Below are 12,115 nucleotides of genomic sequence, written 5' to 3'. Positions count from 1 at the left end.
GGAAACAGCACGAGGAGCCAGCGGCGTCGCTGGGCTCAGGCGCCCACGGTTCCGTCGATACCCTCACGCAGGAAGTCCGCGTGCCCGTTGTGGCGGCCGTACTCCAGGAGCACGTGCACCATCACCATCCGCAGCGACACCTCCTCGCCCCATCGTGGCTGGTACCCGGCCTGGTCGAGGGATTCGGCCTCCCGCTCGACACGGCGTGAGTTCTCCACCTCGGCCTCCCAGGCCGCGAACGCCTCCTGCCTGGTCGACGTGCTCGCGTCGTACGCCGCCTGGAAGTCGATCTCATCCGACCAGACCATGGGCGCGTCGTTGTCGTCGAACACGCGACGGAACCACGCACGCTCCACCTCCGCCATGTGCCGCACCAGACCGAGCAGCGAAAGCGTGGACGGCGGCATCGACTGCCGCCGCAGCTCCTCGTCGGTGAGGCCCTCGCACTTCATGGCGAGGGTGGCGCGGTGGTAGTCCAGAAATGCGCGCAGTGTCTCCCGTTCGCTACCGAAATTGGGCGGTCCTATGCGGTTGTCGGCGGTCACTGATGTCCCCCTCGTCCGAGCCTGCGGTCAGGGCCAGTATCCACTCCCACCGACCGCCCCCCGGACCAGGGGCACCGCGCTCAGGGTCAGCCCTCACGCACCAACCGTCGGTCACCTGATTCTGAGGATTGTCTGCCTGTTCCGGCGAGAATGAGCCGCATGGACCGCCTGCTGCACCTCGACCGTACGCTCGACCAGCTGGACCCACCCGCCTGGGGGTCCCCTGCCGCTGACGCGACCCATCTGGTGCGCAAGGTGCATGCGTTGCGGCGTGTGCCCCTGGGCCAACTCGGTCCGGCGGATCTGCGCACCCTCGTCTCACAGCAGGTGGCGCTGCCCTACGTCCTTCCCCTCGCAGTGCGTCTGCTGCTGGAGGAACCGCTGCTTGACGCCTACTTCTACGAGGGTGACCTGCTGCTCGCCGCGGTCAACGCGCCCGCGTCGGCCTGGGCCCGGCTGCCGGATCTGGGTGCGCGGCTGTGCACCCTGGTCAGCGCATTGCCGGAGCCGGCAGTCGCCCGCCTGCCCACCGGAGCCACGGAGGAGCTTGCCCGCTTCGTCAGGTGGGCGGACTCACTCCCCTCCACCAGGTAAGGGCCGACCGCCTTGGTGCCACCGACGAGAGCGCCGACAGGGCCTTGGCAGTGACTTGACGGTGCGACGGTGTCTTCTCCGGGCCGCGCCGTCTGAACGCCGGAAGTCACTCGGGGAAGGCAAGGGAACGAAGGTCAGCGTCCAACATGCGGATCAACTCGCCGACTCGTCCTCCGCCGCTCGGCGCCGCGGGGAAGCGTTTGAGTACGTCAACGACGACGGGTGTGGCACGGTGCACCGTCTGCTCAAGGTGCCTGGCGCCCACGCTCCGATCGTCACCGGCGAGGAGTTCGGCCGCTCTGGCCGCGTGGGCGCCGGCTCCGAGAATGTGCTTGACCTGGGTGGCCTTCGCCAAAGGATGCAGGTAGGCGGCGCCGGCCGCGGACATCGCTGCCCATGCTGCCTCGCGCGCGGCAGCAGTGTCCGTGCTCTTGGCCGCCTTGAGGGCCGCCGACGCTGTGTCGCGAAGAGCTTTCCCGCGTTCGCCGCCGCTGGCGAACTCCCATGCGGCACTGACAGCGTCTCGAGGTCGCGAGTCACCCGGCTGATCGGCCTCGAACACCTTGAGCGCCGCCTCCGCACAGGTCGCGGCGAACGCGGTGACCTCACGAAGGTCCTGCTTGCTCAGAACGATCTCGCTCACTTCCGCTGTCATCGTTTCCTCTTCCACGATCGGGCTGAGCGGTCGGTGCGGCTCGGGTCAGTCGATGCCTACGGGCTCCACAACAGACGGGATCGTAGAAGGCCGCCCGGCGACAGCGAGCCGGAACCGGCCGGCCGACCACTCCGTGAGTCGCCCTACCCCGCAGACAGCCGCCCACGACCACCATGACGTACAGGGGCCCACTGCCGAAGGCGGCATCGTCCAGGCTCAAGTTCCGCTCAAAGCAGCGGCGTCCGCCCCGAGAGCGAGCTCATACTCCCTGAAAGGATCACATACACAGGGGAGAACGCGCATGAAGACCTTGCTCATCCGGACGACGATGCTGGTCCGAGACACGGTCTCCGGCCGTCGGCGCCTCAAGCGGTACACCCACCCGGAGGCCCACCGCCGCAACCACCACCGCGACGCCCACCTCGCCTACCACTACATTCCGACGGCACAGCAGATTCCCGTCACTGGGTCGAGTGGCATGTAAGAGGCTTCGCGCACACCAAGGGCCGGGCTGGGCCGGCACAGGCAGACCGGCGACGGTGTCCTGCCCGGCCCGGGTCGGCGGGCCCACGCCGTGCAGAGGGAACTGGGTCGGCCAGGTCGCCTCCGTCGCCCACCGAGCGCCGGCCCGGCCGGACGCGCACGGAAGTCATCCGATGCCTCCCACGTCCTCCCCGTTCCGCTCGACCGTCCCGGACCGAGCCGAACTCCACCGCACAGGCCTCACTCGGCAGAGGCGTCCTGCCGACACCCGGTAGCCGCCAAGGGGCTGGCCCATAACGATCACCAGGACTGCGCCGCAGCCGGTTGTCGACCAGCCGCGGAGTCAGTCGAGTCCGGTTGCCCATGCCGTCAGCGTGGCGAAGTCGTCCGTGGTCAGGCCGCGTCGTGGGTCGACCCGGTGCAGGAGGGCAAGACCGTCGTGGTGGTTCCTCACCCAGGTGCGGTCCGCCTCCGTGATGTCATCGTCGACCCAGGCGAACGCACGGCCCTTCGCCCACGCGACGATCTCAGGCGTCTTCCAGAACACGCCGTTCCCGGGCTCGGGTCGAGGCGAAGGCCAGGGGATGAAGGGCAACTCGGGTAACCCCAGGACTGGCGCGACGAAGACATTGGCTTCTTCCTCCCACGTCGTCGCCCATACGAGGTCGAAGGGAAGCGCGTCCAGAGCCGGGCCGTGATTCGGGTTGAGCCACACCCGCAGCGGTTTGACCGGCTTGTTCGGCAGCCCCCACTCGGCAAGCCGGCGCCGCTCGGCGGCCTCCCAGCGAGGGGTCAGCAGACGGTGTGTCTCATAGCCCTCGGGCCGGCGGTGCGGCTTCGCGGCGTAGGGGTTCAGTGGTCCGTCGACATCCAGCAACAGCACTGGGCGCACTGGCTCATCCCCCCTCGGTCCTGTGCCGCACGGTACCGGCCGGCCGCTCAGGTCGGCCGGGTCACGGTGCGACTACCCCGGGCCCTGGCCGAGGCCGCGGTGGCCGCGTGGAAACGTGACGAGCTGGGTGGGCGCGCCCCGAGACCCATGAGGAGCGGGCGTCGCAGTAGTCGGGCCGTGGCCGTTGCTGGTCGGCCGGCCCAGCTGGCCCTGACCAGGTGGCCGCCGAACGCAGCCGAGACCTGGTCAAGGGGTACGGCCGGCAGCACGTCCAGTCGTCTTCGATCGGCTATTTCCGGGCGGCTTTCAGTAGCTGGTCGACGGACATTTCGGCCCACCGGGACTTGGTGTTCATTCCGTACGGCTCCTGTTCCGAATCGCTGAGTTCTTCGCTGCCATTGGCTTTGCGCGCGATGGACACGTACAGGTACGGGTCCGTGTCTCCCTTGGCGACAAGAGGGCGCTCGTCCCATGCGTTCCAGGCGGGCAGGATCCACCACGCGCTCACATAGTCCGTGGGGTGCGTGAGGTTCAGCATCTCGCTGCTGTGGTAGATCTTGGCGTGGTAGCGCAGAAAATCGCTTCCAGCGGCAGTGAGCCAGCCCGGACCGTCCCATTCGTGCGCTCCGGTATCAGGGTTCCAGGAGGTCTCTTTCGAATCCGGGTAGTTGTTTCCGAGCTTGCCCCGGTCTGCCCTGATGAACGATGCGTCCGCGTCGATCTCGACACGACCGATCCCTGAGTGCAAGGGCACGTCGATCACGAAATCCCGCGACAGGTCGTCACCCGGATCGAGGCGATCGCCCGGGCCCGCGAAGGTCCCCATGCCCAGCATGCGGGAGGGCTCGTAGACGACGTGTCTCACTGTTTCGTCGAAGTCTTGAAATTCTCGCTTCCAGGTGTCCTGTTTCGTACCCTTTTCCGTGTACCGGGTGGGCCAAGCCACGGCCTTCCAAAGGGTGCCTACCACATAGATCCGTACGGACCCGGTGTTGCGGAACTCCACGTGTTCCGGAACGTGAAGCACTGTGCCGTCCGCGCTCAGTGCGGGCGTCCCGAACGTGACGCTGAACGGCGTCTGCACGGGTGTCGAGTAAGGGACGTACATCTGGGAGTAGGCGAGTCCTGCGATGCCGATGACCGCGGACACCACCACACTCATCGCGACGCCTTTCGGGTGCGGGATGTGCTTCCACACTCCCTGCTGTGTAAGCGTCCACAGCGCCCAGGCCGCCCACAGTGCCAGGCCGATCCACAGCCAGAGGAAGACGGTGTACGACCTGCCCTGGATCTGAGTGATCAGGAACATGAGGTCGGTGACGGTCACGCTGACGACGCCGACAAGCACAGCCGTGCCCGAGTAGCGCAGCGCCCGGTTGCCCCAGTAGTCGCTCACCGCAAGAGCCGCGATCACTTCCACCAGCGAAGCGGTCACGAAGACGACCCCGACGACGCGCCCGCCGTACGCCAGCGCATTGACCGCGTCCTTCGTCCCCACGTGGAAGAGCACGGCGGCGGACACGAGAAGCCCAAGCGCGGTCACGGCACCAGCAGTTCGTCTGCGCCATGGGCGATCGGGCCAGTCGGAAGGGTCTGCCAGCCAATCGACCTGGCCGGGGTCGTCGAGGTCCAGCTCCGGCAGGCCCGCTCGGCGCGCCAGCCGCAGAGGACCGCGTCGCGACCAGGCCCGGCCGACGGTCTCCCCTCGCACCCGCAGGGACCGCTGACCCCGGTCGTCCGGGGCCTCCACGACGACTGTAGGACGGTTGCGCATGAGCCAAGCGTGACAAGACCCTCGGGATCGCTCACGCAATGACGCGCACCCGCATCCCGGTCGGCCTAGCGGGTGCTCGGGAGAACGAGGGAGACGACGACCATCGCAGTGACGGTGAGCGGCACGATCCCGCGTCGCGACCGGATTCGGCAATACCCGTCGGCACCGCCCACGCATACGTCACCGCTGTCACCGGCGTGCTCCCCGATCTCGCTCCCGGCCTGCTCAAGTCGCTGTGCGAGCACGGTCCGGACTTCGTCCTGCCGGAAAGACGCTCCGCTCCAGCGTGGTTCCAACCTGCAGTTCGAAGTCGCCCGCACCCACGAAGTTGCCGTGACGGTCAGGAGAGAGCTGTCCTGACACGTAAACCGTGTCACCGACCTGGCGCAGGGCCGCAGTGGCCGTGTCAGCCGGTCTGGTGGAGGCGGGTGGCGTTGTCGTACGACTCGCGGGCGTCGAGGAGTTCGTCCCAGTGCTGCTCGGTCCAGGCGCAGGCGACCGCCATCGGTTCGAGCAGGCTGTGGCCCAGTGGGGTGAGTTCGTATTCGACGCGCGGGGTGGTGTCGGTGTGGACGGTGCGCTTGATCAGGCCGTCCCGCTCAAGGGAGCGCAGCGACTGCGTGAGCACTTTGGGGGTGACACGGCTGAGTGGTACGCGCAGTTCGGAGTAGCGGCGCGGTCCGGATTCGAGGCAGCGGATGACGAGGGCCGCCCATTTGTCGCCGAACCGGATGGGATTGAGCGAGGACGGACACAACTCGTCGAACATGTCGGCGGACAGCGGTTTCCTCATGGCCTCACGATAACCGGTATCCGGTTGGTAACCACGGCCGTCGTTAACGTCGGTGGACCAGCCAGGGGCACACGGCCTCCGGCCCAGGTGAGAGGCGGTTCGTCGTGAACATCGTGATATTCGGCGCGGGTGGCCGGGCCGGGCGGCAGGCCGTCGCCGAGGCGCACCGGCGCGGCCACCGGGTCACCGCTGTGGTGCGGGACCCCGCGCGTCACAGCGATCTGACCGGCGCGCGGTTGGTGGCGGGCGATGTCACCGACGCGCTGAGCGTCGAGCGGGTGGCCGCCGGGCACGACGCCGCCGTCAGTGCCGCCGTGGATCTGTTCGTACCGGCGCACGGCTTCTTCACCGCCTCCTCCCGCGCACTGAGCACCGGCCTGGCGAAGGCGGACGTGGGCCGCCTGGTGGTGGTCGGTCTCGCATCGATCCTGCCCGGGGCGTCGGGTGCCGCCCTGATGGACGAGCCCGGCTATCCCGACGAGTACCGCTCGTTCTCTCTCGCCCATGCGGCAGGGCTCGACGAGCTCCGGGCCGGCGGCCTGGACTGGGCGTACGTGGCTCCCGCGGGCGACTTCGACCATGACGGCACGCATACCGGCCGGTACCGGGTCGCCGACCACGGGGACCCGGCCAGCCGCATCTCGTACGCGGACTTCGCGATCGCGCTGCTCGACGAGGTCGACGCTCCCCGCCACCACCGCGCCACGGTCAGCGTCCGGGAGAGGTGATGCCGCAGGTCCACGACAGCCCGATCCCTTTCGTCGCCGAGCACATCCGCCGTTTCGAGGAGACCGGCGGCCGGCCCCGGCTGGGTGTGCGCGACCGCTCCTGACGACCCGGGGCCGGAGATCGGGCGAACTGCGCCGCACCGCACTCGTCTGCAGACGCGACGGCGACCGCTGCGTCCTGGCAGCCTCCAACCGCGGTGCGGACCGTCACCCGGCCTGGTACCTCAACCTGCCCGCCGACCCTCACGTCACCCTCCAGGTCGGTGCGCCGGCCTCCACCGCCCGAGCACCCTTCGCCACCGCCACAGAGCGTCTGCGCCTGTGTTCCTTCGGGCGGTGCAGGGGAACCGCGAGGTGCGGTACCCGAACACCGCCGCGCCGGACCACGTGGGCCACCACGACGCCGGCACGGTCGACCGGCTCCTGGACCCGTCGGGCGGCATGCTGCCGGTCGACCAAGGGGAGCAGGCCGGGCCGAGCGCTTTGACCTGAACCGGTGCGGCCGCCGGCACCCCTACTACGGCGGCACCGAGGCGGGTACTACGGCGGCACCGAGGCGGGCCGGCCGTCCGGATCGACATGGGCATCCCGTCGATCCGCGGCCCGTCGTCGAGGTGCTCAACCGCGTGCTTGTCTACTGGAGGGCGCTTACCTCCCTACCCTGACAGCATCGGAACCCAGTGGTCCATCACCATGCGCAGACGCCGACGGTGATCGGCGATCCAGTCCTCCGGCGGGACGAGCGGGACGCGAACGGTGACCATGGACCCGGATTCGTCCTCCACGATCACCTCCGGGCAGCCGTACTCGCCGGCGAGCTGGACGAAGAGGGACGGCCCCCTGCTCATCTCCATCCAGGCCACGTCCTCGCCGGCATCGAGCCGGTCCAGCGCGTCAGCCCAGCTCTCCAGCCTCGCAACGTACAGCGCAACATCGACCCGCCCGGACACGAAGGGCGTTCTCACCACGATCTCGGCGTCGAGTCCGGCGGTCCACCTGGGGTTTCTCCCCAGGACACGGACGGTGACGCTGTTCCCCTCGTCGTCGGCGAGGGAGATGAGCTCCCTCGGCGGACTGTCGCGCATGGCTGCCCCTTTCGTCGGCAAATACGGGGATCCTCGCCTGGCCGGAGGGCCTCTCCCACTCCATTTTGTCAGCCGTTCAAGTACTCCAGCGGCGGTGCGTGTCCCGGTGGTCGGTGGCGGAGCGGGACGGCAGCGGCTGCGATGGAGAGCGGCCTGCCGGAAAGCGTCGTCGCGGGGATCCGGCGCATCGCTCGCCGCCTCATGTCGCCAACGCCTGAGGTCCGTGTCAGCCTGAGGAGGGGGTGCAGCTGCTTGTGCGCCCCGAGTGCAGAGGGCAGAGTGCAGAGGGCAGGAGCAGCCTCATGACGAAGCTGGCCGATGACCTGCGGACTCTGAGCCGTGAGGCCTACGTCTACCTGTATCCGCTGGTGACGATGGACGTCACGCGCGAACGATGCGTGAGCGTGCCGGCTGGTCTCCAACCCGGGTCGGGGCCGCCCAACCAGTTCCACCACATCCGTGAGTTCCCGTCCGCGGACTTCCGTGATGTGGTGCGCCCGAACTTCGACACCCTGTATTCGGCCGCCTGGCTGGACCTGACCCACGGACCGGTCGACGTGTCCGTACAGGACACCGAGGACAGGTACTTCCTGCTGCCGATGCTCGACATGTGGACGGACGTGTTCGCCGCGCCAGGCAAGCGCACGACGGGTACCGGCGCGCAGCGCTACACCCTTGTGATGAACGGTGACCAGGTCGCAGATGCCCAGGACGCCACGATCATCCAGGCGCCGACGCCCTACGTATGGGTCATCGGCCGGACGCAGACCAACGGTCCCGACGACTACAAGTTCGTCAACGCGGTCCAGGACGGCTACACGGTCACCCCGCGCACGCCGGCACCCGGCGAGACCGAGCAGCGCTCCGCACCCGCGGCCGAGGAGCCGCTCTCCTTCGTCAACGGACTCAGCGCCGTCGAGTTCTTCCGCCGCGGCGCCGAGTTGCTGCGCCTGCATCCCCCGCACGCCACGGACTTCTCCGTCCTGGCCCGCATCGCCGGTCTCGGCCTCGTCCCTGGGCGCCCCTTCACGGACAGCGGCTTCGCCCCGGAGCAACTCCGAGAGATCCAGGCGGGCGTCGATGAGGCCCGACAGCAGATGCTCGCCGCCCGCACCTCGTTGGGACGGCAGCTCAACGGATGGGCGGTCGTCACGGAAAACATCGGGGTCTACGGCAACAACTACTTCCAGCGCGCGGTCGTCAGCATGGTCGGGCTCGGCGCCAATCAGCCCGAAGACGCCGTCTATCCGGTTCTCGGTGCCGATGCCGACGGAGAGCCGCTGGTGGGCGAGCGCGACTACGTGCTCCACTTCGACGCCGATGCGATGCCCCCGGTCTCCGCCTTCTGGTCGGTCACCATGTACGACGCGGCAGGCTTCCCGGCACCCAACGAGCCGAACCGCTTCGCGCTCGGCGACCGCGATCGGCTCAGCTACAACGGCGACGGCTCCCTCGACATCCTCATCAGCCACGCCCATCCCGGCCCCGAACGCGAAGCCAACTGGCTTCCCGCCCCCACGGGCCCGCTGGGCGTCACTCTGCGCCTGTACGCGCCCCGCCCGGTGGTGCTCAGCGGATGCTGGGCACCACCCGCTGTACGCAGGTCCTGACACCGACGCACCGCCGTCGCTCCGGCCGGGGCCCGGACCGGCGTGGGTGGGGGAGTGCTCGGCACGGCGCAAGGACTGTGGTGCCCGTGCCGGGCCGGGCGTGGGCTAACTCGTCCAGCTGTGGGCTACGTCGACCACGATCCGGCCGTCCAACTGGGTCACACGGAACGGCAGTCGGGCACGGACACCGAGACCGACCTGCGTCTGCCCCTCGAAGGTGCCGCCGAACCGGGTGTCCCGGAAGGTGTTGTAGCCGCTGACGTTCACGCCGGGCAGGGTCTTGCCCACTTGTCCCGGGTAGGTCGGCGCGCCGGCCTCCAGGTCGTAGCTCCACGCGCCGATGCGGATGTCGAGGATCGCCCCGCCGGCAACGGGTATGTACTCGCCCGTGGGGTCCGCGTAGAACCGGTCCACGTACTGGACGTGGTAACCGATCTGGTCGCCGCCGCCGGGCACGTCGAACACGATGCGGTCGTAGCACTCGTGCTGCCCGGTCCTGACGTTCTCAAGGTGATCGGCCCCCATGGTGGCACCACCCTTGGCGCCGCTGCCCCAGCCCGTCGGGCAGGTCGCTGTCGCGCGCGGTCCCTCCGCCGGGGCCGCGCCAGCGGTGGTCGCCGCCGTCCCCAGCGTGGCTCCCGCGAGCGCGAGCACCGCCACTGCCGCTCTGACACGTCGCATCCTGTCCCCCTTGGTCGCGTGCCTCTGATGCTGGGTGAGACGGGCGGCCGCAGTGGAAGGTTGTACGCGAGACGGGGACAAAAAGGGAATCTTGCCGTCCGTGAGTTGGCGTTGAGCCGCTCGGTTCGATGCGACTCTGGGGGAGTGGTGACGAACAGGCGAGGTGAGGTGGTCCCGGTGGGCGGCGTCACCGCGGACGATCCCGAGCGCCGGCGTCGGCTGCGCGTGTGCGCCTGCGGTGTAGCGTCTGGGGCTGGTTGATCGGCCGGTCGGGGAGGAGACCCCGCGTGGTCTGCGTACCGGGTGTGCGCTGCTGTGGGCAACGGGTGTGGTGCTGCTGGCCTTGGGCTGGTGGGGGGACGACGAAGGTTTCTGGACGGACAGGGCGTTCGTCACCAACGTCTTCTCGTCCGTGACGGCGGCGGCCTTCGGCGTCCCGCTGGCCCTGGTCGTGCTCAACCGCGTCGGGATGGCGCAGGCAGAGGCGGTGGAAGCCCGTGCGGGGCGGCGTCTGGCCGCGCGAGTGGTCGGCGACTTCGCCGCTTCTGTTCCCCGTCTGGTCCCTGGCCCCGCGGGGGTGCTGGATGAGGCGGCGGCTGGACTGCGCGCATCGGAACGCGCCGCTCAGGAGGCGATCAGGAACTGGGAGTCCGGGCAGAACGACAGCGGCCTCACGGAGCTGCGGCAACTGCTGGAGGAGGGAACGCTCGAGCGCGTCCTGGAAGGCTTTCGCACCGCGGTGCGGCCGGGCAAGCGGGCCGTGCGGCGGTGGCCGAGGTCTCGGCGCACTGGTCGTTCCTGAACACGGCCGTGCGCAGTCGGCTGCTGGAGACCGGCGGATCCTGGCTCGCTCCGCATCTGGCCGCCCGGATCGACGAGTACACCGCCCGGCTGACTGCTGACCCCTATATGGACGGCTGGCTGCGGGACCTGGACATCGCGGTGCGACGGTTCAAGAACGGCTCGGACGTCTCCACCGCCCTCCACGAGCTGTGGCGGCAGCTGGAGATGGGATCGGAAGTGGCCGAGGCACTGAGTGGACTCGGCGCACTGAGCCGTGAGGCGTCTGATGCCCTTCAGAACCCGCCGCCCTCGCCGCGCAGAGGCGCGGACAGGTAAGGGCGTTGGACCAGCCGGTGAGCGCCTGGTCGGAGGCGCTTGCGATGCTGCTCTTCTTCTCCTCCTCTCGCTCGGTCAGTACCTGGAGACGCGTCTCGGGGATGCTCCGAAGCCCTTCCCTGAACTGAAGCCCGTAGCTGGTTGCGCCGGCCGATGTCAGAGTTCGAAGGTGGTGGCCACCTGTTCAGCGAGATCGTCTTCCGTCATCCCCGTGTCGACGTGGATGGTGGGCAGTTGGAGACGCTTGGTCTCCTGCTCAAGGAGTCTTGTGAACAGGTGGTCACGTGCGGCCATGTTGCGCTCAGCCCGTGCCGGATCGCTGGTCTTGCTCGTGAAGCCTTCCCCTCTCCCCGACCGGCTTCGGATGGCGGCCTGGCGGAAGGCGGGTGTGGGAAGAAGCCAGACGGCGTGCTCGGGAGCAGCGAGGAGAGGTTTGACAAGGCGCGGCAGCAGCCGAAACCCCTCGACGATGATGCATGGCTCCTGCGGCAGGCGAAGGAGGTCTTCGATGATCAGGCCGAAACCCTCACCTCGAAACCAGTGGAACGTCTCGAGCATGACCTCCGGAGACCGGTTCACCCACCGCTCGTCCATGTCCATGGCGATGAACTCGTGCAGGTAAGGGGCCTCCTCGGGGGTGGTCCGCCCCGCGTGGTCATGCATCACGTCATCGGTCGCGTAGAGACGCCAACCGTAGCGATCGGCGAGTCGGCGGGCGATCGTGGACTTGCCTGCGCCACTCCCTCCACCGATCCAGTAGACGTTCCGCAGCCGTGCCGGAAGCTCTGCGGCATCGGCCACCTCTTCATACCGTCCGTGCTCCATCTTTCTCCGATCCCAGTGGAACGCCAGGCCCTCGGCCTCGCCGAGCCAGTCCGCGCGCATCACTCTCCCCTCCGGGCCGGGAGCTGACCCCTGCCGTGCCCGCCGTACGGTGGACCCGTGCGCGCCCAGTCTCCCGCACCGGAAGGCTCGGTGACCGCCGCCCGCCTCGTCCCCACCGTCGCCGGGACGTCCGGGAGCGACGGACGCCACCGCGCACGCCGACAGCGACCTGCACCTGCTGAGGCCAGGACCTGCCGAGGCCAGGACCCGCCGATGCGGTGGACCGGCACGTGCACCACCTGATGCGGATCGCTCACCACCCGGCAGAACC

Annotated in this window: 15 protein-coding genes and 2 pseudogenes; 9 read left to right on the top strand and 8 right to left on the bottom strand. The window is 68.8% G+C overall.

From position 1 onward, the window contains the following. Positions 1-35 precede the first annotated feature (35 nt). Positions 36-545 carry a DinB family protein gene (locus IEZ20_RS32560; RefSeq protein WP_189305346.1) on the bottom strand — a complete coding sequence of 170 codons (510 nt, stop codon included), beginning with the start codon at positions 543-545 and terminating at the stop codon, positions 36-38. Between the two features lie 150 nt (positions 546-695). On the opposite strand from IEZ20_RS32560, the gene IEZ20_RS32555 reads away from it, so the two are divergent. Continuing rightward, positions 696-1,139, top strand: coding sequence for a contact-dependent growth inhibition system immunity protein (locus IEZ20_RS32555; protein ID WP_229896382.1), 444 nt, complete (start codon positions 696-698; stop codon positions 1,137-1,139). 106 nt (positions 1,140-1,245) lie between these two features. Here IEZ20_RS32555 and IEZ20_RS32550 read toward each other — a convergent pair whose 3' ends face one another. Then, on the bottom strand, positions 1,246-1,782 hold the full coding sequence (locus tag IEZ20_RS32550; RefSeq protein ID WP_444545264.1) for a putative immunity protein: 537 nt from the start codon (positions 1,780-1,782) through the stop codon (positions 1,246-1,248). Positions 1,783-2,095: 313 nt separating this feature from the next. Between IEZ20_RS32550 and IEZ20_RS32545 the strand changes: the two genes are divergently transcribed. Further along, a complete protein-coding gene (locus tag IEZ20_RS32545; protein ID WP_189305342.1) occupies positions 2,096-2,278 on the top strand; it encodes a hypothetical protein in 183 nt (60 codons plus the stop codon). A 342-nt stretch (positions 2,279-2,620) separates the two neighbouring features. Here the strand turns inward: IEZ20_RS32545 and IEZ20_RS32540 are convergent, their stop codons facing one another. Together IEZ20_RS32540 and IEZ20_RS32535 are read right to left on the bottom strand one after the other, a co-directional pair. Continuing rightward, positions 2,621-3,160, bottom strand: coding sequence for an HAD domain-containing protein (locus IEZ20_RS32540; RefSeq protein ID WP_189305340.1), 540 nt, complete (start codon positions 3,158-3,160; stop codon positions 2,621-2,623). A gap of 298 nt (positions 3,161-3,458) precedes the next feature. Then, positions 3,459-4,943: a hypothetical protein gene (locus IEZ20_RS32535; RefSeq protein ID WP_189305338.1), complete on the bottom strand. Its 1,485-nt coding sequence runs from the start codon at positions 4,941-4,943 to the stop codon at positions 3,459-3,461. A 127-nt stretch (positions 4,944-5,070) separates the two neighbouring features. Here IEZ20_RS32535 and IEZ20_RS32530 point away from each other — a divergent pair. Beyond that, positions 5,071-5,206, top strand: a pseudogene (locus tag IEZ20_RS32530) (IS5/IS1182 family transposase); the annotation flags it as partial. A 143-nt stretch (positions 5,207-5,349) separates the two neighbouring features. On the opposite strand, the gene IEZ20_RS32525 reads toward IEZ20_RS32530, so the two are convergent. Further along, a complete protein-coding gene (locus tag IEZ20_RS32525; RefSeq protein ID WP_189305337.1) occupies positions 5,350-5,736 on the bottom strand; it encodes a winged helix-turn-helix transcriptional regulator in 387 nt (128 codons plus the stop codon). A gap of 104 nt (positions 5,737-5,840) precedes the next feature. Between IEZ20_RS32525 and IEZ20_RS32520 the strand changes: the two genes are divergently transcribed. The 3 genes and pseudogenes from IEZ20_RS32520 to IEZ20_RS32515 all read left to right on the top strand — a co-directional run bounded on the left by IEZ20_RS32520 (position 5,841) and on the right by IEZ20_RS32515 (position 6,956). Then, entirely contained in the window at positions 5,841-6,464 is a 624-nt protein-coding gene (locus IEZ20_RS32520) for an NAD(P)-dependent oxidoreductase (protein ID WP_189305335.1), read from the top strand. Positions 6,465-6,564: 100 nt separating this feature from the next. After that, positions 6,565-6,729 (top strand): annotated as a pseudogene (locus IEZ20_RS40830) (nitroreductase/quinone reductase family protein); the annotation flags it as partial. A gap of 71 nt (positions 6,730-6,800) precedes the next feature. Then, positions 6,801-6,956: a hypothetical protein gene (locus IEZ20_RS32515; RefSeq protein ID WP_189305550.1), complete on the top strand. Its 156-nt coding sequence runs from the start codon at positions 6,801-6,803 to the stop codon at positions 6,954-6,956. 164 nt (positions 6,957-7,120) lie between these two features. Here the strand turns inward: IEZ20_RS32515 and IEZ20_RS32510 are convergent, their stop codons facing one another. Continuing rightward, positions 7,121-7,549 (bottom strand): DUF5959 family protein, encoded by a 429-nt coding sequence (locus tag IEZ20_RS32510; protein WP_189305333.1) that lies wholly within the window; start codon positions 7,547-7,549, stop codon positions 7,121-7,123. 302 nt (positions 7,550-7,851) lie between these two features. Here IEZ20_RS32510 and IEZ20_RS32505 point away from each other — a divergent pair, with 302 nt between their 5' ends. Continuing rightward, the gene (locus IEZ20_RS32505) at positions 7,852-9,159 is read left to right on the top strand and encodes a DUF1254 domain-containing protein (RefSeq protein WP_189305331.1); all 1,308 of its coding nucleotides are present in this window, start codon (positions 7,852-7,854) and stop codon (positions 9,157-9,159) included. A 105-nt stretch (positions 9,160-9,264) separates the two neighbouring features. Here IEZ20_RS32505 and IEZ20_RS32500 read toward each other — a convergent pair whose 3' ends face one another. Next, on the bottom strand, positions 9,265-9,840 hold the full coding sequence (locus tag IEZ20_RS32500) for an AMIN-like domain-containing (lipo)protein (protein ID WP_189305328.1): 576 nt from the start codon (positions 9,838-9,840) through the stop codon (positions 9,265-9,267). Positions 9,841-10,168: 328 nt separating this feature from the next. Between IEZ20_RS32500 and IEZ20_RS32495 the strand changes: the two genes are divergently transcribed. Then, positions 10,169-10,642: a hypothetical protein gene (locus IEZ20_RS32495; RefSeq protein WP_189305327.1), complete on the top strand. Its 474-nt coding sequence runs from the start codon at positions 10,169-10,171 to the stop codon at positions 10,640-10,642. Then, positions 10,609-10,959 (top strand): hypothetical protein, encoded by a 351-nt coding sequence (locus IEZ20_RS32490; RefSeq protein WP_189305325.1) that lies wholly within the window; start codon positions 10,609-10,611, stop codon positions 10,957-10,959. The genes IEZ20_RS32495 and IEZ20_RS32490 overlap by 34 nt, the downstream gene beginning before the upstream one ends. A gap of 156 nt (positions 10,960-11,115) precedes the next feature. On the opposite strand, the gene IEZ20_RS32485 is transcribed toward IEZ20_RS32490, so the two are convergent. After that, positions 11,116-11,844 (bottom strand): shikimate kinase, encoded by a 729-nt coding sequence (locus IEZ20_RS32485; RefSeq protein ID WP_229896381.1) that lies wholly within the window; start codon positions 11,842-11,844, stop codon positions 11,116-11,118. Positions 11,845-12,115 lie beyond the last annotated feature (271 nt).

This window comes from Streptomyces cinerochromogenes, from assembly GCF_014648635.1.
Taxonomy (GTDB): Bacteria; Actinomycetota; Actinomycetes; order Streptomycetales; family Streptomycetaceae; genus Streptomyces; species Streptomyces cinerochromogenes.
The sequence above is the reverse complement of the archived record's forward strand: the minus strand, read 5'-3'. Positions and strand labels throughout refer to the sequence as shown.

Coding starts and splice junctions, on each gene's coding strand:
- IEZ20_RS32555 (WP_229896382.1), top strand. CDS start 696: ATGAGCCGCATGGACCGCCTGCTGCACCTCGACCGTACGCTCGACCAG.
- IEZ20_RS32545 (WP_189305342.1), top strand. CDS start 2,096: ATGAAGACCTTGCTCATCCGGACGACGATGCTGGTCCGAGACACGGTC.
- IEZ20_RS32535 (WP_189305338.1), bottom strand. CDS start 4,943: ATGCGCAACCGTCCTACAGTCGTCGTGGAGGCCCCGGACGACCGGGGT.
- IEZ20_RS32525 (WP_189305337.1), bottom strand. CDS start 5,736: ATGAGGAAACCGCTGTCCGCCGACATGTTCGACGAGTTGTGTCCGTCC.
- IEZ20_RS32510 (WP_189305333.1), bottom strand. CDS start 7,549: ATGCGCGACAGTCCGCCGAGGGAGCTCATCTCCCTCGCCGACGACGAG.
- IEZ20_RS32505 (WP_189305331.1), top strand. CDS start 7,852: ATGACGAAGCTGGCCGATGACCTGCGGACTCTGAGCCGTGAGGCCTAC.
- IEZ20_RS32500 (WP_189305328.1), bottom strand. CDS start 9,840: ATGCGACGTGTCAGAGCGGCAGTGGCGGTGCTCGCGCTCGCGGGAGCC.
- IEZ20_RS32485 (WP_229896381.1), bottom strand. CDS start 11,844: ATGCGCGCGGACTGGCTCGGCGAGGCCGAGGGCCTGGCGTTCCACTGG.